This window comes from Dictyoglomus sp. GBS (genome assembly GCF_055179815.1).
Genome location: NZ_CM143687.1, coordinates 123953 through 144186 on the forward strand (window position 1 = coordinate 123953; position 20234 = coordinate 144186).

Below are 20234 nucleotides of genomic sequence, written 5' to 3' on the forward strand. Positions count from 1 at the left end.
ATATGTGGCTTAATAAGGATTATTTAAGGAAAAAAGGAGTATATTCCATATGTACATCGAACTCTTTTGTGATAGAGACATCCTTAGAATATGCTGAAGAAAATGATGATTATATACTGATTGAAGTTACACCCCATCAAGTAAATCAATATGGAGGATACTCAGGAATGACTCCTGAAGATTTTAAAAACTTTGTTCATAGACTGCTGAAAGAAAAGAACATAAAAGAAGAAAGAGTTATCTTAGGTGGAGACCATTTAGGACCTCTACCTTGGCAAGAAGAAAAAGCCTCTTCAGCAATGAAAAAAGCAAAAGATCTTGTAAAATTATTTGTTGAAAGTGGATATAAAAAAATACATTTAGATTGTAGTATGCCCTTAGGAGATGATCCTCCCATATTAAATATGGAAACTATTGCAGAAAGAGAAAAAGAACTTTTAGAAGTAGCAGAAAATGCGGCAGAAAGGCTTAATATTAAACCAGTTTATGTGGTAGGGACAGATGTACCTGTAGCAGGTGGAGGTGAGAAAGAAGGAATAACCTCAATAGATGAATTTAAAAAATCTCTCTCTGCCTTTAAAAAATCCTTTCAGAATTTTCCCCATATATGGGATAGAATTATAGGGTTTGTAGTAATGTTGGGCATAGGTTTTGATAATGATAAGGTTTTCGATTATGATAGAAAAAAAGTTATAAATCTTTTAAATAAAGTTAGGGAAGAAGATTTATTTATTGAAGCCCATTCTACTGATTATCAAACTAAAATACATTTAAAAAAGATGGTAGAAGATGGTATAAGAATTTTAAAAGTAGGCCCTGCTCTTACTGCGTCCTTCAGAAGAACCCTTTTTATTTTAAACTTAATCGAAAACGAACTGATACCAAAAGAAAAAAGATCAAATCTTAAAGAAATTGTTCTACATGTGATGAAGAAGAATGATAAATATTGGTCTAAATATTATAAAGAAGAAAATACTGATAAGGATATTTTATATAGCCTATTGGACAGGATAAGATATTATTGGGAATTTCCTGAAATTAAAAGATCTCTTCAAATTTTATTGAAAAACCTCTCTGAAAATATAGATATGAGATTTATATATCAATATTTTTATGACGAATATTACCTCATAAGAGAGGGAAAAATTAAAAATAAAGTAACAGATATAATAAAGCACGAAATTAAAAAAACCTTAGAAGATTATCACTATGCAATTCATATATAATTTTTTAAAGTTTCTCCATCTACCACTCCCTCCATAGGTCCCTTCTTTGTTACACTCAAAGCTCCAATAATATTTGCAAGTCTTAATGCCTTATTAATATTATATCCTTGCAATATACTTGCTATAAATCCTGCATCAAAACAATCACCAGCTCCCGTAGGATCAACCTCATCTACTGGATATGGATCTACCCTATAATGTTCCTCTCCATAATAAGCTTCTGCTCCCCTTTTTCCTTTCTTTATTACAATGATTTTTATCCCAAATTCTCTCAGCTTATCCAAAGCTTCTTCCATACTTTGAGATTCAGTTATAGTCAAAATCTCTATCTCTCCTGACAAAACTATATCTGATTTAGAAAGAATATACTTGAGAGTTTTTAAATATTCTGGGGATAAACCCAATTCAACCCTAATATTGGGATCAAAAATACCATTTTCTCAAATGAATAAGCCAAATCAACAGCCTTCATTATAGCATCTTTCATATTTTTACTTATTGCCAAAGAACATCCCATAATATGTAAACATTTTACATTTTTTATCAAATCCTCTGTAATATCTTCTGAAAAAACCTTACTTGCTGCTGAATGAGGAAGATGAAAAATAAATTTTCTTTCCCCATTTGAAAAATAAGTAACAAAAGCAATACCAGTTATATATTCTCCAGTTCTTTTTATCAGATCAGTTTGAATCCCGTCCCTCTTTAACCTTTGATAAACCATTTCTCCAAAATCATCTTCCCCAACACATCCTATTATTCCCCCTCGGAGCCCTAATTTTACAATCTGATCAATAAAAATTGCAGGAGCACCACTCGGGTAAGGACCTAATAACTCTCCAGGATGCAAAAAATCCTGATCCAAATTTTTGGCCATCATCTCTACAAGTATTTCACCTACAGTTAAAACATCAAGTTCCATACAATATACCCCCTATCTTATTTTTGTTTAATTATATCTCAGATCATACCCATTATAAGGTATAAAATATGGTATAATCTTAAAATACAAAGAAATAATTTAGGAGGAAACATATGTGCCTTGGAGTACCATTAAAAGTGGTGGTAGTTAGAGAAGATAACACTGCTCTTGTGGACATGGGAGGTCCTACTCTCGAGATAAGTACTATCTTTACCCCTGAAGTAAAAGTAGGAGATTATGTTTTAGTACATGCAGGCTTTTCTATTAGTATTCTAAGCGAAGAAGAGGCCGGCGATATATTCTCTACCTTAGAAGAGATTGAAAAGTAAAGTGGATATTAAGGAAGTAGTAGAAAGAATAAAAAAGATATCAAAAAAAAAGATAAATATAATGGAATTTTGCGGTACTCATACTCATGAAATCTTTCGTTACGGAATTAGACAACTTTTACCTGAAAATATTCATCTTTTATCAGGACCTGGCTGTCCTGTATGTGTAACATCAGAGGATGATATTGATTACATAATAGATCTTGCACAAAATTATGATTTAGGCATTATAACCTTTGGAGATCTGATAAATGTACCAGGAAATAATGGTAGTTTAAATTACCTAAGAGCAAAAGGTAAAGAAGTAATTGTTGTGTACTCCCCTTTAGAATCTATAAATATAGCAAAACAAAATCCAAACAAAAAATATCTACTTATAGGGATAGGTTTTGAAACAACAGTTCCTAACTTAGCCTTCACTTTAATTAAAGCTAAGGAGGAAAATATCAAAAATCTGTATTTTCTCTCATTACATAAACTAACACCTCCTGCTATGAAAGCAATTTTAGACATGGGAGAAATAAAAATTGATGGGATTATCGGTCCTGGACATGTGTCTACAATAATAGGGAGAAAGGGTTGGGAAGAATTATTTAATACATATAAAATTCCTTTTGTAATAATGGGATTTAAACCTGAAGAAATATTATATGGAATATATCACTTATTAAAAATTATAGAAGAAGAAAGGCCAGCTCTTATCAATGCATATGAAAAAAGCGTAAAAGAAGAAGGAAATAAAACTGCATTAGAATATATGTACAAGGTATTCAAAAAAGGAAGTGCCAATTGGAGAGGTTTAGGAACCATAGAAGATAGTGGTCTTATTTTAAATGAATCATTTGAAGAATTTGATATCCGAAAAATATATCCTCAAAAACCAAATATTTTAAAGTCAAAAAACAATTATTGCCGATGCGGAGAAGTGTTAAGAGGAGTTATAAAGCCTACAGATTGTCCTCTTTTTGGAAAATCTTGTACACCTGAAAGCCCAAAGGGACCTTGTATGGTATCCTCAGAAGGCACATGTTCAGCCTATTACATTTATGGAGGAGAATAAATGGAAGATATTATTCTTCTTTCTCATGGAAATGGAGGAGAAGCAACAAGAAAACTTATTGAAGAAGAGATATTGAAATACCTTGGAAATGAAATCTTAGAAGAGCTATTAGATTCTGCTCTTATAGATATAAAAGGGAAAATTGCATTTACGACAGATTCCTTTGTAGTATCTCCTATCTTCTTCAAGGGTGGAGATATTGGAAAACTATCCATATACGGTACCATAAATGACCTCTCAGTAATGGGAGCAAAACCTCTTTATATAAGTGTAGGATTTATCTTAGAAGAAGGCCTATCTTTAAATGAGTTTAGAAAAATATTAGAATCTATGCGATCTGCTATAGATGAATGTAATGTTAAAGTGGTGACTGGAGATACAAAGGTGGTAGAAAAAGGTAAGGGAGATAAAATTTACATAAACACTACAGGAATTGGCATAATAGAAGATGGGATAAGTTGGCATGGTAGAAAAATAGAGGAAGGTGACATTGTAATTATAAATGGAGAGATTGGAGAACATGGACTATCAATAATGTTGGAAAGATTGGGAATAAAAACCGAAGAAATAGAATCAGACCTTGCTCCACTTCATAACATAACTCTTCCTCTTTTAAAAATCAGTAGTGGGATAAAATTTATGAGAGATCCAACAAGAGGAGGAGTTGCTGGTGTACTAAATGAAATTGCTCAAAAATATAATGTGGAAATTGAGATAGATGAAGAAAAAATTCCCGTAAAACCATGGGTTAAAAATGCCAGTGAAATTCTTGGAATAGATCCTCTATACTCTGCCAATGAAGGAAAAGTTGTTATCATTGCAGATAAAAAGGAGGAGAAAAAAATTATAGAATTTTTAAGAAATCACCCTTTAGGTCAAAAAGCACAAATAATAGGAGAAGTAAGGGGAAAAGGAAAAAGAGTTTACTTAAAAACTAAAATGGGAACAAAGAGGATATTAGATCCTCTAAAAAAGGATCTTTTACCAAGAATTTGTTAAAATCTAAGAATTAGGAAGGAGAATAATTTTATGAATACAAAAGTTGTAGTATATGAAACCGATTATAATAAAGATGAGTTAAAAGAAAAAATTTTAAAAGCTTTTGATCATTTTAAGCTACCAGATCTTAAAGGAAAAAAGACTTTTATTAAGCCTAATCTTCTTATGGCAGCACCTCCAGAAAAAGCTATTACAACTCACCCAATTTTAATAGAATCTTTAATAGAAGTACTTAAAGAAAAAGGAGTAAAGGACGTATATATTGGGGACACCCCTGGAACCACAGCTACAAACATGGATCATCTATATAGAATAACAGGTTTAAAAGAGGTAGCAGAAAGACAAGGAGCAAATCTTGTTAATTTATATACCTATGGAGTTATAAGTATTAAGAGTGACATTGCAGGAGAAATACCAATAACAAAATTTATAAAAGAAGTGGATTACATAATAAATGTACCCAAATTAAAAACCCATACCTTTATGCTAATGACGTGTGCTATAAAAAACACATTTGGTCTTGTACCCGGCATGAATAAATCAAAAATGCATGCTATTGCAATAAATCCAGAAAGCTTTGCCAAAATTTTAGTAGATATATTTAAAGAAGTAAACCCCTTAATAAATATCGTTGATGGAATTATAGGTATGGAAGGAGAAGGACCATCTGCTGGTAATCCAAGAAGATTTGGGAAATTAATAATAGGTGATGACGCAGTTGCGGTAGATGTAATATCAAGTATAATCCTTGGATATAGTCCCCAGGAAATATTCACAAACTTGATAGCCTATAAGAAGGGTCTTGGTGAGATAGATATAGAGAAAATTGAGATTATCGGTGAAGAAAAAGATAAACTTTACAATCATAATGTAGCAAAGGTTAAAAACTTCTACTCCATAACAAAAAATTTACCATCTTTTATGGGTAATATAGCTTCTTTTTTATTTAACAAACTAATACGACAATATCCTGTTATTGATGATACCAAATGTATAAAATGCAGAATATGCGAGAATGGTTGTCCTAAGAAAGCTATATCTTTAATAAATAATAAAATGGTTATAGATTACAGTAAATGCATCTCTTGTTTTTGTTGTCATGAACTTTGCCCTCAAAAAGCAATTAGACTTGAAAAAAGTTTATTAGCAAAGAACATATTTAGATAAAAAATTAATCTTCTTCCAAAGACAAAATTTTTCTTCCAAAAATGGAGATAAGAAAGACAAAAATCAAAACCATTATAGTAGATAAAGTATATATAAAACTTAAATCTCCTTCTTCAACACCTACAGATATTCTTAAAGCTTTACCTACATAATAAAGGGGCAAAAAACGAGCTAAAATCTTCAGATAATTAGGTAGAAAATCAAGAGGAAAATACACACCTGAAAAGAAAAGCATTATATTTACAAGTAAGTTCCCTACATTATTTGCAGTTTGTGGCTCTTTAAATAAAGCAGAAAGTATAATACCTAATACCATCATACCAAGAATTGAAGAGAATAAAGACAATAAAAAGAGACCCCAATTGATTGAAAAGTTAAGATTAAAAATGATTTGGGCTACCAAAAGAACAAGTATACATGATAAAATACTTAAAATAACGTTAGCAAAGACCATACCTGATACAAATGATAAAGGACTTATTGGAGTTACTGCAAATCTTTTTAATACCTTCCTTTTCCTATAATATCCAAAAAGAGCAATCATAGTAAATATAGATCCTGAAATAGAAAAACTTAAAACACCAGGAATGCTATATCCTAAGCTTGTTACACGAACCTTTCCAGGATCAATAAATTCTTCTTCAACTTTAACAATTCCCCTTCCCTTGCCTATCTCATGGAGTGCATAAACATTAGCAAGATTTTCTCCAAGAGTCCTTAAGAATGGTTTCTGCTGAAAACTTGAAAAGTTAATTAATAAATTAAATTCATTTCTGTCAAATATTACTCCCCCATCTATATACCCTCCTAATACCTGATTCCTTAATTCTTCCTCATTATCTACTAATACAACTTTCATATCTCCTAACTCTTTTAATACTTGAACAAGATCACTATTATCTTTAATAATTCCTAAAGAAATACCATATTCGTTAGTACCTGTAGCACTTTCACCAAAAACAAAGCCAAATATTATGACAAAGATAAGAGGAAGTATAATGGTAAAGAGAAAGGTAAAGGTATCTCTATAAAAACTTTTTATTCTATAAAATGCAATATTAATAAATACTCTCATGTTAATTCCATATTTCTATATTTTTTAATAGATATCAGCAAAAAGATTAAAAAGTAAACTAAAGGAATCAAAATAGTTAAATATATAGGATATGGTGAAGGCATAATACCAAGCGTATCCCTTATACCCGCTGCCAAATACGTGATAGGATTAATAATAACAATCCACTTTACAAACCACGGCACATCATTCACAGGAAAGTAAATTCCACCAAGAAATTGTAATGGAAAATTAAGAATCTGCCCTATCACATTAGCTGAATTGGTGTTTTTAGCTACCGCTGATATAAAAAATCCAAAGGTAGAAATGGTAAACATGGTAAGAAATACATAAAAAATAAAATAGAAAGAGAAAGGATTAACAGAACTTTTATAAATCACCTTTCCCACAAAGGAGAGAACCAAAATCTGAAGAATAAAAAAATAAAAGCGAGAGAGAAAATAAGATAGGAAAAAATTAAGAGGTGAAATAGGGGTTAACTGAAATCTTTTTAATATTTTACCTTCCCTATACCAGGAAAGTTCTTGCCCAATTCCAAACATTCCTGTAAAAAATATAGCAATTATAACAATTCCTGGAAATATGAAATCAACATATGAAAATCCCTTTTTGCTACCTAATATTTTGCTTTTCACCTTATATTCATTGACATTTGTCATCCTTTTTACAAATTCTAAATTCATTCTATCTATAATACTTCTTACAACCATACTTGCAGCTTGAGAAGAAAGACTATGCCTTAAGGTATAAACTTTAATTGGTACAGGATTTACATCAGCCCCAAACATTCTCATAGTGATATTAGAAAGTACAAGAGAATCAAATCCTTCGGGAATTTCTACTATAAGTTTTGTCTTACCCTTTTTCAAATCTTCAAGTAGTTTTTCTCCAATACTAATATCTTTAAAAATTTTTAAATTAAATATCTTTTCTTCTCCTTTACTTAGATCTTCAAATACATTGTAAATAATATTTGAAAAATCTCCTGATTCATTTTTTACCAAATAAATATCAAAATTAACCCTCTTTACTTCATATAAAGATGAAAAAATAGTTATAAGAATCATCATTAAGATTGCTGGAAATGCGATACACCAAAAAATATAAGCTTTTTCCCTTATAGCAGATTTAAAAAAATAGGTTGAATTTTTAATAATCATCATTCTTCTCTAAGCTGTCTTCCTGTTAATGTTAAAAACACATCTTCTAAATTTGGCTGTCTTATAGTCTCATTTCTAACCTTTATACCTTTTCCTTTAGCTATCTTTAAAAGGTTCTCGATAGCCTCTAAAACATTGTTTGTCTTAATCACAAGACGCTTATTCTTAGAATTAAATACATAATTCAATCCCATATTATTTAAATCTTCTAAAAAGCTATGATTTTCTTCTATATCTACTTCAATCACACTTTCCCCTCCTATACTTCTTATTAGATCTTCTGGAGTACCCTCTGCTATTATTTTTCCATGATCCATAATACATACCCAATCAGCTAAAAATTCTGCTTCTTCCATATAATGTGTTGTAAGAACTATAGTTTTACCTTTCTTCTTTAGATCCAAAAGAAGATCCCATACACTTCTTCTTGCTTGAGGATCAAGGCCAGTTGTTGGTTCATCTAAAAATAAAAGAAGAGGATCATTAATAATAGCAAGTCCTATAGCAAGTCTTTGTCTTTGACCACCCGAAAGTTTCTCCACATAACTTTTCTCTTTTTCTTTTAAATTAACAAAGTCAAGTACATCATCTACCCTTAGTCCGCGCTTATAAAAACTTCTAAACATAGAAAGAGTTTCCCTTACAGTAAGATGAGAAATAAGATTAGTCTCCTGTAAAGAAACACCTATTAACTCTTTCTCTTCTCTCCCAATTCTATCAACTTGTCTTCCAAATATAGTAATCTTGCCACTATCTGGGGTTCTTAAACCTTCAATTATTTCAAGTGTTGTTGTCTTTCCCGCACCATTAGGCCCCAAAAGAGTAAAAATAGACCCTTGTTTTATCTTAAAGCTTACACCATCTACCGCTTTAACATTACCATAATATTTTCTTAGATCTTCGACTTCTACAAGAAATTTATGGCTATTCATAAAATATATAGTAGGATAAACTCAAAAGAAAGTCAATTAAAGTTATACATAAAAAGGGAAATTGATATGATGGTTAAAATGTTAAAAAACAATATATTGACTTATGTCTACCAATTATATTAAAATTTCTACTAAATATTTATAAAAAGGGATGGTTAAAATGTTCGTCACTAAAGGTAATATAAAAAGGTTTTTTAGTACTATGTATACAATCGTTTTTATTATTATCTTCCTTTTATTATTAATTCCATTAAAGGCAGAAACAAGCGCTACGCTTAGTGCGGATATTATAGTTATACCTAAAAAACCTATTGGTAAAAAACCGACTAATGGGAATCCATTAATATCCCACAAATTTGGTGCAGATCCAGCTGTTCTTGTATATAACGATAGAGTGTACATATATCTTACTAATGACATTTTAGAATATGATATTAATGGTAATGTAAAAGAAAACTCATATAGTAAAATTAACAAGATAAGCGTTATATCATCAGAAGATCTTGCCAATTGGACTGATCATGGTGAAATTGAGGTAGCCGGATCTAATGGCATTGCTAAATGGGCAATGAATTCTTGGGCTCCTGCAGTAGTATGTAAAAAAATAAATGGTAAAGATAAATTTTTCCTTTATTTTTCAAACAATGCCAGTGGTATTGGTGTCTTGACATCAGAATCACCAATTGGTCCTTGGACAGATCCTCTTGGAAAGGCTCTTATTTCTTGGTATACTCCCGGAGTAGTGGGAGTTGTATGGTTATTTGATCCTGCTGTACTTGTAGATGATGATGGAAAAGCATATATTTATTTTGGTGGGGGAGTTCCAAAAGGAAAAGAAGAAATGCCTAACACAGCAAGAGTTATGCAGCTTGGCAATGACATGATAAGCGTTATAGGAGAGGCAAAAGTAATACCAGCTCCCTTTATGTTTGAAGCCTCAGGAATTAATAAAATAAATGGTCTATATTACTACTCCTATTGTACAAATTTTTACGCTGGACCAAAACCTGCAGGAAGCCCTCCCACAGGAGCTATAGTATACATGACAAGTAAAAACCCTATGGGACCCTGGGAATACCAAGGAGTAATATTGAAAAATCCAGGATACTTCTTTATTGTTGGTGGTAATAATCATCATCAACTTTTTGAATTTAAAGGTAAATGGTATATCGCATATCATGCTCAGACTCTTGCGTTAGACATGGGAGTTGCAAAAGGTTATAGATCACCTCATATAAATGAAGTAAAAATTGAAAACGGAAAGATTAAAGAAGTTATAGCAGATTACAAGGGAGTATCTCAAATAAAACCCTTTGATCCTTATAAAACTGTTGAAGCAGAAACGTTCGCATGGTGTGCAGGAATCTCTACAAAGAAAGAAAATGCAAGCAACAATATGTGTTTAACAGATATAGATAATGGGGATTGGATCGCCCTATCAAAAGTTGATTTTGGAAATATACCACCGAAGAAATTTGAAGCCGTGGTTTCCAATATCAATGGGAAAAGTTATATAGAAATTAGATTAGATTCTATAGATAGTAAACCAATTTCTGTTATAGAGATTACCCCACAGAACAATGATTCATCAAAATGGATTAAAGTGGAAGCAGATATCAACAACATAACAGGTACTCACGACTTATATTTTGTTTTTAAAGGTGAAAAAGCAGTTAATTTATTTGATATGGATACATGGAGATTTGTAAAGTAAAAAGAAAATTTATAAATATTGGAGGTTAATAAATAATGACTCATATCAAAATTGAAAAAGACAAACAAATAGGAACTTTTCCTGACAATTGGAAATTTTGTGTTGGTAGTGGTCGAATAGGTCTTGCTCTTCAAAAAGAATATATTGATGCTCTAACTTATGTACAACAGCATATTGGATTTAAATATTTAAGAGCCCACGGACTCCTTCATGATGATGTAGGAATATACCGTGAAGACATAGTTGGAAATACCGTTCAACCTTTTTACAACTTTACATATATTGATAGAATTTACGATACATTTTTAGAACTTGGTATACGTCCTTTTGTAGAAATAGGCTTCATGCCATCAAAACTTGCTTCTGGTACACAAACTATATTCTATTGGAGAGGAAATGTTACTCCTCCCAGTGATTATAATAAATGGGAAAAACTCATTAAAGCAGTAGTTAAACATTTTATTGAAAGATATGGAGAAAAAGAGGTAGAACAGTGGCCCTTTGAAATATGGAACGAACCCAATTTAAGTGGATTCTGGAAAGATGCCAATCAAGCTGAGTATTTTAAATTATACGAGGTCACAGTAAAAGCTATAAAAGAGGTAGATGAAAACATAAAAGTTGGTGGACCCGCTATTTGTGGAGGAGGAGAACATTGGATAGATGACTTTCTAAATTTTTGTTATAAAAATAACGTACCTGTAGACTTTGTAACCAGACATTCATACACAGCAAAAACACCTGAATATACGCCACACTTTGCTTATCATGATGTAAATCCTATTGATTACATGATAAGGGAATTTAGAGAGGTAAGAAATCAAGTAAAAAATTCACCTTTCCCTAATTTACCCATCCACATAACCGAATACAATAGCTCTTATAATCCTTTATGCCCTATACATGACACTCCCTTTAATGCTGCATACCTTGCAAGGGTTTTAAGTGAGGGCGGGGATTATGTAGATTCCTTCTCTTACTGGACATTTAGTGATGTCTTTGAAGAGGCAGATGTGCCAAGATCAATTTTTCATGGTGGCTTTGGGTTAGTGGCATTTAATAACATCCCGAAACCTGTATTCCATATGTTTACATTTTTCAATGCAATGGGCAAAAAGATATTGTATAGAGATGAACATATTTTAGTAACTCAAAGAGAAGATGGATCTATTGCTATTGTTGCATGGAATGAGGTTATGAGCAAAGATGCAGAACAAGAAAGAGAATATAAGCTCGAAATACCAGTAGAATTCGAAGATGTATTTATAAAGCAAAAATTAATAGATGAGAATCATGGTAATCCATGGAAGACATGGATCGATATGGGTAGACCAAGATTTCCATCAAAGGAGCAAATAAAAACCTTGAAAGAAGTAGCTCAACCCTACATTACCACATGGCGAATGAAAGCAAACAATGGATACATAACATTCAATATAAAACTTGGTAAAAACGCAGTAGCATTGTATGAATTGTCAAAAATTAAAGATGAAACACCTACATACATAGGACTTGATGATAGCAAGATTCCGGGATACTAATATCCTTATATATTAATGTATAAATTCGAAGGAGGAGTCTTATAATGGCCATCATGGAAATTAATTTTTATTCAAAGATGCTTAAAAGAAGTACAACACTAATGGCTGTATTACCTGTAGATAGATTTGATAGAAGCTTTTCCAAAAACACAGATATTGATTCAATGAAGACAATATATCTCTTGCATGGATATGCAGGAAATCATATGGATTGGTTATATGGAGCCCAAATAGTAGAATTATCTTTACGTTACAATGTAGCAATATTTATGCCATCTGGGGAGAATAGTTTTTATTTAGATGATGAGGATAGAGAAGCTTATTACAGTAGATTTATAGGCGAAGAACTAATCGAATTTACAAGAAATATATTTCCTATACCGGAAAAAAGAGAAAAAACTTTTATTGGAGGATTATCCATGGGAGGATATGGAGCATTGAGAAATGGCCTTGTTTATAATAATGTTTTTGGAGGAATAATTGCTCTATCCTCAGCCCTTATAATTAACAAGATATCAGGCATCACTCCCGATTATAATAATGGCATTGCAAGTTATAAATACTATAGACACGTATTTGGAGATTTAAATTCCTTAATTGGTAGTGATAAAGATATAACAGCTCTTGCTAAAAGGTTAAAAGAAAAAGGAGAAAGTATTCCCAAAATATATATGGCCTGCGGAAAAGACGATTTTCTTATTCAAGAAAACAGAGATCTATATAACTCATTAAAACAAGAAGGAATAGATGTAACCTATGTGGAAGATGATGGTACCCATGACTGGCAATTCTGGAATAAATACATATTCAAGGCTTTAGAATGGATTAATAATAATTTTTAAAAATTAATTTACATTTTTACAGACCTTTTTATCATATCTATCTCTTCTTTTGTTAGCTCTCTGTATTCACCAGGGGCAAGATCTTCGTCAAGTCTCAAAGGTCCTATTCTTACCCTTTTTAAATATAAAACTTCATGTTTTAACTCAGACATTATATTTTTTATTATGTGATATTTCCCTTCTGTTATAGTAATAAGTATTTCTGACTCTTCTGGGGAGGTTTTTAAAACTTCCACTTTGAAAGGTTTTGTTTTATACTTCTCCTTTTTTAAATATATTCCTTCCTTTTCATATCTTGAAAAATCAATATCTGATACATCACCATCAACAATTACAAAGTATTCTTTTTCTATATTCCACTTAGGATGGGTAATTCTATGAGCCAGTTGTCCATCTGAAGTTATTATAAGAAGTCCTTCTGTATCAATATCAAGCCTTCCTATAGGAAATAGTTTATCAATCATTGGTTCAGAAGAAAATAAATCCATGACTGTTGGGTATTTTTCATCATAAGCTGCAGTAATGTATCCCTTTGGTTTATTAAGCATAAAATAAAAATTTTCTTTATACTCTATTTCTTCACCATCAATATTCACTATATCCTTATTGGGATCAATATGATATGAAGGGTCGTCTATAACCTCTTCATTTACCTTAACAACTCCTGATTTTATAAGTTTTTGTACTTCCTTTCTACTTCCAAAACCTTGATTTACAAGAAATCTATCAAGTCTCATCATCTTTTCTCCTCAAAGGGGAAGAAAGAATAAACTTTCTTCCCCTAAATTTTTAAAATACAAGATGATAAACGGTTAATTGAGGCACTTTTAATTCAAAATAGTTATTCTCAATATTACTAATAGTATCTATTTTCTTAATTTCAGGAGACCTATAATCAAATCCATAAATGGTGCAAGATGTATAAGTATAGTCCCCGCGAATCTTTATCTTAGCAATTCCTTCCTCATCCCACGTTCTATTTATCAAAATAATATGCAACTTATTTTGATCATCTTTGTGTATAGAGGCATATACAGGCATCTTCTCCACATCTGATGAGTCTGCTTTTACACATATATCCCCATACTTTGAGCCTTTACCATCATAGTTTAGATAGATGTTATAAGCTGAAGCAGCATAGGAACCACTCTCTGCCCATCTTGTAGCAAGATAAACCCCATATTTTCCAAAAATGCCAAGTACATCTACGAGAGCAATTCCCCCTGATATATGATCTTTTCCACCATAATCAAATTCTGTAATAGCAAGCTTTGTTCCTGGGAAATAAGTATCTATATCCTCCTTTATTCTTGGAATGAGAGGCAAAAATTCTGGAAACCATTGATTAATCCAGCTATTCTCACCAGAAGTTATCTGCCCTTTCACAGAAGTTTTATAGGTTGGATCCCAGAGAGTTCTTGGAGCTTGCATCCTTGCTATACATATATCTTTATCTTCTGCCCCTTCCCCATCGAAACATATTCTAACTCCAGAAGAAGATCTTGCCTCGGGATACCAATGAATAGACAAAACATCAAGAAGTCTCTTTCCAAACTGCTCAGAAGCCTCTCTCATTTTCTGCAGATAATAGCTTATAAACCACTTATGATTACCTTTTACGTTATTCCAATCTGGCGCATCTTGTAAACTATAAAATCCCATAAAGCCATAAGATTCATAACCAAAAACCAGAGCCTTTGGATCCATTTCTTTTATTACCTTTGCAAGCTCAATTGATTTTGTAATAAGCTCATTACATGTTACTTTTTGGGGATGAATCCTTGGATGAGTGCTATTCCAAAGATCTGGTTCATTGTCCAAAAGATATCCTTTTATACCTGTTTGGGAATCTGAATTTCCATATTTTGTTATAAGAAAATTTAGAAGCTCATCTATATAAACAAAATTATCATTAGTATCAGGATTTAAAGAAAGATTAGATCCCTTTCTAAATTTCACCTCAGCCCACCTTGAAGATGGTGCTGTCTCCTCTTCTGATACAGAACCATTAGCATCTTTTGCTACATATCCTGCCATCTGAAGAGTAATAAGGCTTATTGCTCCCATCTCTAAGGACTTATCATGAAACTTAGTAAGTACTATGGCAGGCTTATTATAGTCACTTTGAGGAATCCCCATATGCCATGGTAAGTAATAATCACTACTATGATACCAGTCTGACCCTGCATTAGAAGCATTATTCTCCCAATTATACCCTGTTAGCCTATTCCCTCCTATCCTTCTTGCTGTAGCTTTGACCCCTTCTATATCCTGATTTACCCCATATATGTAAGGACTTATTTCAGTCCTATCCTGATAAGGATCTATTGTAATATTACACTCAAAATTTCCTGTTGGCATAACAGTACCGTCATTGGTAGATGATTGTTTTGTACAACCTGCAATAAAAAGAAGAATAACAACAAGAAGTATTATTTTTAAATATTCCATAGTTTATCCTTCTCCTTAGCTAGAAATAATATCTAAATCCTATTGCTCCATCTACATCCAAATTAGTAGCAGGCACAAGATTAAGGGTTGGGACTATCTCAAAAAAGAAATCCAAGGTTGTTCCTTTTGGCATAAAAACTATTCCTAAGGGAACTCTCACCCCAAAATTTGTATTATCCTTTGCAAGTATTCTTAATCCTATACCATAATAAAAAGGCATAGAGCCCGATGTGGGTTTAAATATTCCAAAATTATGGGTTACATAATCGGCTGAGATATGCAATATATTGGCATCTATACTCCAAGCAATGCCAAAATCAAAAGCATTTACCTTATCTTGCCAAAGTCTCAAAGAGATTCCTGTTGGCTCACCAGCAATTATACCTACCCCAAAATTTCCTGCATAAGTCACTGAAAACAAGAAAATTAGAGTTGAAACAAATAAGATTAATCTTCTCACTATAACACCTCCCAAATTACATGAGATATATATTTAGTGCCATTTATTATATCATACAGAAATGAAGTCCTCTAAATATTATTCTGTCTGTTCCTTTATTACGATTGCTGGTGAAATCTTTCCTATTCTTCTTCTACTTAAATATTTAGATAGTATAAAAGCGCCAAAAAGAATAATAAAAGTTAGCCATATATCCTTAAATCCTGCATACATCTTCAATGAGAAGTCAAGATCCCTTAAAGCAACATTAACAATATACTTGATGAATGAACTATATAAAGGAATACCTATTAAAAATCCAAGAAGAAAAGAAACATTATTAAATCCTAAAAACATGGTACTTAATTCTCCATCTCTAAAACCAAGTATCTTAAATATACTTAATGTCTTTCTATTCTCAGTAATAATAAGAGAAGAAAGTATATAGATAATAATAAAGGCCATAAAGAAAGACACAATGTACATCATTTGCAATATCTGGTTCACACTTTCAGTAGAATCCTCAAAGGCTTTCATCAAATCTGATTTGCTCATGGATACAATTAATTCTTCCTCAGGGATATTTAATTTATCAATGGAATATAGCCCAATAAAAGCCCCATCTTCTAATCCAAAGGTTTTATTAAATTCTTCAAGATTCATATAACCAGTATTTCCTACAAAAAGATCTACTATTTTTGAAATCTTAAGAGAATATCTCTTCCCATCAATTGTATTTATTACCTTTAACATGTCACCTTCTTTTAAATTTAGCTTATCAGCAAGGGCTTGTGATATAACAAACCCTTCTAAATCTACCCTATTTCTTTTGTTATCTCTTAACACAATTAGTTGGGATTTCTTCTCTATTCCGTAAATTGTAATCCTCGTTTTTGTCCCTTCCTTATAAAAGGATAACATATTGAATCTTTCAGAATTAGGATATCTATGATCTTTCTGATAGAAATTAAAAACATACATATAGTTATATCTGAAAGTATTTTGAAATGTATCATAAACAAGGTTTGAAAGAGCTGATCCAGCAGTAATACCATACATTAATATCAAAGCAGAAAAAGCAACACCCAAAATAATTACAATCTCTCTCGAAGGATGAAGAAGAGCATGCTTTATCATTATTCTAAGCTTAAAAGATAATTTATCTAAAAAACCTATACGAAACTTTACTTTAAATGCCTTTTCTGCTTCTCCTTTTATTATCTCAACTACTTTTTTCCTTAATAGATCTCTTATAGCAAAGAATCCAGAAAACCCCATAAAAACTATTGGCAAAAATATACCCACAAAAAGATCTTTTACAGGAAATATCTTTTCCACAATTGGTACACTAATGAAAGATACATATAAATTTATAAAACTATCAGAATATATATAGCCTAAAATTCCACCTGGAATAGCACCAAAAAGCCAAATATAAAAAGGAAACATAATATATATCCTTGTAATCTCACCCTTGGTATATCCAAGAGCATAAAGAGTTCCTATCTCCCTATGCATAGAATTAATTATTCTTCTCAAAACAATAAAAAGAAGTAAAGAGGAGGTTAAAAGAATAGTAAACGCCATAACATATGAAAGAGGTTTTCCACTTTCTACTTTTTTTTCAGTAACAATAATTCTCCAATTCTCGTCTTTTTCTTGAAAAGAAATCAAATTATATTTTGAATTTATATCTGCCTTGAAAGAATCTATATCATTGACCTTACCTCTTACCATGTAATATCTATAAGCTACACTGGAAATAAATTTTTTCATATCTTCCATATTCATTATTCCAACACCAAAATGAGACGGGTCTGGTAAAATATCAGTTTCATTTTTTGTAATATAGATATAATCAGGGAGAGCCACATATCCAGAAATCTTAAAGGGTATTCCATTTATATTTATAGTATCTCCAATCTTCAAATTGTTATTTTGAGAAAAATTGGGATCAATAGCTACTTCTCCTAAACTTGGTATTTTACCTTCCAATATTAATGGATTATTTACCTTCTCAGTAATATTGAAAAATCTAATGGTTTTATCATCATAATTATAATCAAAATTAAATTTTTCCTCTATCTCCACATTATACTTTTTCTCAATCTCTTCTATATCAATAGGGAAAAAGGTAATAAAATGAAAATTTTCCTGTTTGTATTTCTCAACAAAATTTTTGTAATTGATGTCCACATTTGTCATAGTTACGCTAAAAATATTGTAGACAAAAGAGGCAAGAAAAACTAAAAGAATTATTCCTATAAAATGGGATTTATCTCTCCACATTATCCTTAATGGTATTTTATTGAGCATTACCAAACCACCTCCTCAGCAGAGAGAGGAGTGGCATTATCAACAAATTCAGTAAGTTCTCCACTTCTTAATTTAATAATTTTGTGAGACATTTGAGATATAGCAGTATTATGTGTAGCTATAATGATGGTAGTTCCATACTTTCTATTAATATCTTCCAAAAGCCTCAAAACTTTCTTTGCATTTTCAAAATCAAGAGCTCCAGTTGGCTCATCACACAAAATAATTGCTGGATTTTTTACTACTGCCCTTGCTATAGCAACCCTTTGTTGTTCTCCCCCTGATATTTCAAAAGGGTACTTATCTCTATGTTCCCACATTCCTACCACTTCTAAGACTTCTTTGGGATCCAATCCATCTTCAGAAAGATACTTAGTAGAGAGTACATTCTCATAAACAGTAAGAGAATTTACAAGATTATAGAATTGAAAAACAAAACCCAGTTTTCTTCTTCTATAATTTGTTAAAGCTTTATCGTCATATCCTGTTATCTCTTCCCCATCCACTATTACTTTTCCTTCGTCAGGTCTGTCTATTCCTCCAATTATGTTTAAAAAGGTAGTTTTTCCAGATCCCGAAGGACCAAGTATTACACAAAACTTACCTCTTTCTAATGACATATTAATGTTCTTAAGAGCATTTACTTTAAACTTTCCCACTTGATAGACCTTAGAAACATTTTCTACTTGAATAAACATAAAAACCTCCCCTAAAAATATCCTTACATCCTTTCAATACAATTATGACTAATCAGTCATAATTTGTCAAGATAATTTCATTTTTTCTCTATCCCCTCTTTTAAAAGTTTAAGGTAATCATTTTCTGTTTTTTTAACATAGTCCTTTGGAAGATCATATACATTTAATCCCTGCAATTTAGCCATCTCAATAAAAAATCTTTTTAACCCCCATGATGAAGACTCAATAAAAATTAAAATTAATTCAGGAGAAATATCCTCTCTAATCAATCCAACTTTTTGATTTTTTACAATCAATTCGTAAAGAAAAGATTTAGTTTTAGTTTTTAAAAATTCTTGTATTTCTTCTTTGTAGGGTGAATCATCATAAAAAGCAGTTTTTTCAAGAAGCATGTATTCATAAGGATGTTCTTTAATAAACTTCCATGTATCTTCAAAAGATTTTTCCACATATTCAAAAAGACTAATCTTTTCAAAATCATATCTGCCTGCAACTTCTAATATCTTTTTTGCTGACTCTTCTATAACATAAAAATACATATCTTTTTTATTCTCAAAATATAGATACATACTTCCTTTTGCCACTTTACATTCTCTTGATACATCTTCAATATCTACCTTACTATAAGGCCTTGTGGCAAAATATTTTATAAGCGTGTCTGTTATTTTCTTTCTTTTTTCTTCAGGCAAATTAAAAAAGGTCTTCCTTGGCACTACCTTTTCTCCCTATTTTTAAAACTACCCAAAATATCAAATTTTTACTTTACAGGAAGATAATTTATCTGTGATCCTACTACAATTTTCCCCTTTTCAATCATTAATACTGGTATAGTCTCTATCTTAATCATTTTAATACTGCCATCAGGCATACTTACTGATACCATTGATTCAAAAGGTTTTGGCCCTGGAAAGGAGAAGGCAATTTGATATATCCTAGTTATATCGACTTCTCCTACTTTAACTTTCTTCCCAAGAATACTAAAAGCTACTTCAAAAGCTACTTTTTCTACTTTAATATAAATCCTATTCTCATTCAATAAATACTTTACCGAAACTTCTCCGTAGGCAGGTGTAGTATAGCTCACAGAAGGAAACTTTATAGATACAGAAACATCAGCTTCAAATCTTGCCTTGTTGTCATCTAAAATTATTCTTGGATTTTTAACAATCCAGGTATACTCACTTTTAATCCCAGAAACATTAAAGCTCTCAGTTCTTTTTATCTCTCCAATTGCAGACAAAAATTTATTTAGAGTTTCTTGAGATATAACTATACTTGCATCAGCTTCATTTTGAGAAAAGGAGAAAACAGATATCAAGGTAAGTATAAATATAGATAGTAAAATTATTTTTAAACTTTTCAT

20 protein-coding genes are annotated in these 20234 nt (G+C 31.4%); 8 read left to right on the plus strand and 12 right to left on the minus strand.

The features are described 5' to 3' along the window. The first annotated feature begins 2 nt into the window (after positions 1-2). Positions 3-1226: a class II D-tagatose-bisphosphate aldolase non-catalytic subunit gene (locus ACY3IT_RS00575; RefSeq protein ID WP_463082851.1), complete on the plus strand. Its 1224-nt coding sequence runs from the start codon at positions 3-5 to the stop codon at positions 1224-1226. Here the strand turns inward: ACY3IT_RS00575 and ACY3IT_RS00580 are convergent. Next, complete coding sequence (locus tag ACY3IT_RS00580; RefSeq protein ID WP_463082852.1) at positions 1217-1630, minus strand: carbohydrate kinase family protein; 414 nt, start codon at positions 1628-1630, stop codon at positions 1217-1219. The genes ACY3IT_RS00575 and ACY3IT_RS00580 overlap by 10 nt on opposite strands. Next, entirely contained in the window at positions 1606-2148 is a 543-nt protein-coding gene (locus tag ACY3IT_RS00585) for a PfkB family carbohydrate kinase (RefSeq protein WP_463082853.1), read from the minus strand. Before ACY3IT_RS00585 ends, ACY3IT_RS00580 begins: the two co-directional genes overlap by 25 nt. Before the next feature lie 113 nt (positions 2149-2261). On the opposite strand from ACY3IT_RS00585, the gene ACY3IT_RS00590 reads away from it, so the two are divergent. Genes ACY3IT_RS00590 through ACY3IT_RS00605 form a run of 4 tightly spaced genes read left to right on the plus strand, consistent with a single transcriptional unit; the run spans position 2262 to position 5703 of the window. Continuing rightward, positions 2262-2477: a HypC/HybG/HupF family hydrogenase formation chaperone gene (locus tag ACY3IT_RS00590; RefSeq protein WP_463082854.1), complete on the plus strand. Its 216-nt coding sequence runs from the start codon at positions 2262-2264 to the stop codon at positions 2475-2477. Then, positions 2467-3537, plus strand: coding sequence for a hydrogenase formation protein HypD (gene hypD / locus ACY3IT_RS00595; RefSeq protein ID WP_463082855.1), 1071 nt, complete (start codon positions 2467-2469; stop codon positions 3535-3537). The genes ACY3IT_RS00590 and hypD overlap by 11 nt, the downstream gene beginning before the upstream one ends. Continuing rightward, positions 3538-4536, plus strand: coding sequence for a hydrogenase expression/formation protein HypE (gene hypE / locus ACY3IT_RS00600; RefSeq protein ID WP_463082856.1), 999 nt, complete (start codon positions 3538-3540; stop codon positions 4534-4536). Between the two features lie 30 nt (positions 4537-4566). Further along, the gene (locus ACY3IT_RS00605) at positions 4567-5703 is read left to right on the plus strand and encodes a DUF362 domain-containing protein (protein WP_463082857.1); all 1137 of its coding nucleotides are present in this window, start codon (positions 4567-4569) and stop codon (positions 5701-5703) included. A gap of 4 nt (positions 5704-5707) precedes the next feature. Here ACY3IT_RS00605 and ACY3IT_RS00610 read toward each other — a convergent pair whose 3' ends face one another. Genes ACY3IT_RS00610 through ACY3IT_RS00620 form a run of 3 tightly spaced genes read right to left on the minus strand, consistent with a single transcriptional unit; the run spans position 5708 to position 8870 of the window. Further along, on the minus strand, positions 5708-6778 hold the full coding sequence (locus ACY3IT_RS00610) for an ABC transporter permease (RefSeq protein ID WP_463082858.1): 1071 nt from the start codon (positions 6776-6778) through the stop codon (positions 5708-5710). After that, positions 6775-7941, minus strand: a complete 1167-nt coding sequence (locus tag ACY3IT_RS00615) for an ABC transporter permease (RefSeq protein WP_463082859.1) — start codon at positions 7939-7941, stop codon at positions 6775-6777. The genes ACY3IT_RS00610 and ACY3IT_RS00615 overlap by 4 nt, the downstream gene beginning before the upstream one ends. After that, positions 7938-8870, minus strand: a complete 933-nt coding sequence (locus tag ACY3IT_RS00620) for an ABC transporter ATP-binding protein (RefSeq protein ID WP_463082860.1) — start codon at positions 8868-8870, stop codon at positions 7938-7940. The genes ACY3IT_RS00615 and ACY3IT_RS00620 overlap by 4 nt, the downstream gene beginning before the upstream one ends. A gap of 160 nt (positions 8871-9030) precedes the next feature. Between ACY3IT_RS00620 and ACY3IT_RS00625 the strand changes: the two genes are divergently transcribed. From ACY3IT_RS00625 to ACY3IT_RS00635, 3 genes are read left to right on the plus strand one after another with little or no spacing between them, the layout of a single operon-like run. Beyond that, positions 9031-10584: a glycoside hydrolase family 43 protein gene (locus ACY3IT_RS00625; RefSeq protein WP_463082861.1), complete on the plus strand. Its 1554-nt coding sequence runs from the start codon at positions 9031-9033 to the stop codon at positions 10582-10584. Positions 10585-10619: 35 nt separating this feature from the next. Next, positions 10620-12125: a GH39 family glycosyl hydrolase gene (locus tag ACY3IT_RS00630; protein WP_463082862.1), complete on the plus strand. Its 1506-nt coding sequence runs from the start codon at positions 10620-10622 to the stop codon at positions 12123-12125. Between the two features lie 44 nt (positions 12126-12169). Continuing rightward, positions 12170-12967 (plus strand): alpha/beta hydrolase, encoded by a 798-nt coding sequence (locus tag ACY3IT_RS00635; protein ID WP_463082863.1) that lies wholly within the window; start codon positions 12170-12172, stop codon positions 12965-12967. A gap of 8 nt (positions 12968-12975) precedes the next feature. Here ACY3IT_RS00635 and ACY3IT_RS00640 read toward each other — a convergent pair whose 3' ends face one another. From ACY3IT_RS00640 to ACY3IT_RS00670, 7 genes are all read right to left on the minus strand, one after another. Next, entirely contained in the window at positions 12976-13704 is a 729-nt protein-coding gene (locus tag ACY3IT_RS00640) for a pseudouridine synthase (protein WP_463082864.1), read from the minus strand. 52 nt (positions 13705-13756) lie between these two features. Then, positions 13757-15418 (minus strand): glycoside hydrolase family 44 protein, encoded by a 1662-nt coding sequence (locus tag ACY3IT_RS00645; RefSeq protein ID WP_463082865.1) that lies wholly within the window; start codon positions 15416-15418, stop codon positions 13757-13759. A 19-nt stretch (positions 15419-15437) separates the two neighbouring features. After that, positions 15438-15878: a hypothetical protein gene (locus ACY3IT_RS00650; RefSeq protein ID WP_463082866.1), complete on the minus strand. Its 441-nt coding sequence runs from the start codon at positions 15876-15878 to the stop codon at positions 15438-15440. A 78-nt stretch (positions 15879-15956) separates the two neighbouring features. Continuing rightward, on the minus strand, positions 15957-18173 hold the full coding sequence (locus ACY3IT_RS00655) for an ABC transporter permease (protein ID WP_463082867.1): 2217 nt from the start codon (positions 18171-18173) through the stop codon (positions 15957-15959). Then, positions 18173-18871, minus strand: coding sequence for an ABC transporter ATP-binding protein (locus tag ACY3IT_RS00660; protein WP_463082868.1), 699 nt, complete (start codon positions 18869-18871; stop codon positions 18173-18175). The genes ACY3IT_RS00655 and ACY3IT_RS00660 overlap by 1 nt, the downstream gene beginning before the upstream one ends. Positions 18872-18948: 77 nt before the next feature. Beyond that, entirely contained in the window at positions 18949-19584 is a 636-nt protein-coding gene (locus tag ACY3IT_RS00665) for a TetR/AcrR family transcriptional regulator (protein ID WP_463082869.1), read from the minus strand. Between the two features lie 44 nt (positions 19585-19628). Continuing rightward, positions 19629-20234 (minus strand): hypothetical protein, encoded by a 606-nt coding sequence (locus tag ACY3IT_RS00670; RefSeq protein ID WP_463082870.1) that lies wholly within the window; start codon positions 20232-20234, stop codon positions 19629-19631.

Coding starts and splice junctions, on each gene's coding strand:
- ACY3IT_RS00575 (WP_463082851.1), top strand. CDS start 3: ATGTGGCTTAATAAGGATTATTTAAGGAAAAAAGGAGTATATTCCATA.
- ACY3IT_RS00585 (WP_463082853.1), bottom strand. CDS start 2,148: ATGGAACTTGATGTTTTAACTGTAGGTGAAATACTTGTAGAGATGATG.
- ACY3IT_RS00590 (WP_463082854.1), top strand. CDS start 2,262: ATGTGCCTTGGAGTACCATTAAAAGTGGTGGTAGTTAGAGAAGATAAC.
- hypE (WP_463082856.1), top strand. CDS start 3,538: ATGGAAGATATTATTCTTCTTTCTCATGGAAATGGAGGAGAAGCAACA.
- ACY3IT_RS00605 (WP_463082857.1), top strand. CDS start 4,567: ATGAATACAAAAGTTGTAGTATATGAAACCGATTATAATAAAGATGAG.
- ACY3IT_RS00610 (WP_463082858.1), bottom strand. CDS start 6,778: ATGAGAGTATTTATTAATATTGCATTTTATAGAATAAAAAGTTTTTAT.
- ACY3IT_RS00615 (WP_463082859.1), bottom strand. CDS start 7,941: ATGATGATTATTAAAAATTCAACCTATTTTTTTAAATCTGCTATAAGG.
- ACY3IT_RS00620 (WP_463082860.1), bottom strand. CDS start 8,870: ATGAATAGCCATAAATTTCTTGTAGAAGTCGAAGATCTAAGAAAATAT.
- ACY3IT_RS00625 (WP_463082861.1), top strand. CDS start 9,031: ATGTTCGTCACTAAAGGTAATATAAAAAGGTTTTTTAGTACTATGTAT.
- ACY3IT_RS00630 (WP_463082862.1), top strand. CDS start 10,620: ATGACTCATATCAAAATTGAAAAAGACAAACAAATAGGAACTTTTCCT.
- ACY3IT_RS00635 (WP_463082863.1), top strand. CDS start 12,170: ATGGCCATCATGGAAATTAATTTTTATTCAAAGATGCTTAAAAGAAGT.
- ACY3IT_RS00640 (WP_463082864.1), bottom strand. CDS start 13,704: ATGAGACTTGATAGATTTCTTGTAAATCAAGGTTTTGGAAGTAGAAAG.
- ACY3IT_RS00645 (WP_463082865.1), bottom strand. CDS start 15,418: ATGGAATATTTAAAAATAATACTTCTTGTTGTTATTCTTCTTTTTATT.
- ACY3IT_RS00655 (WP_463082867.1), bottom strand. CDS start 18,173: ATGCTCAATAAAATACCATTAAGGATAATGTGGAGAGATAAATCCCAT.
- ACY3IT_RS00660 (WP_463082868.1), bottom strand. CDS start 18,871: ATGTTTATTCAAGTAGAAAATGTTTCTAAGGTCTATCAAGTGGGAAAG.
- ACY3IT_RS00670 (WP_463082870.1), bottom strand. CDS start 20,234: ATGAAAAGTTTAAAAATAATTTTACTATCTATATTTATACTTACCTTG.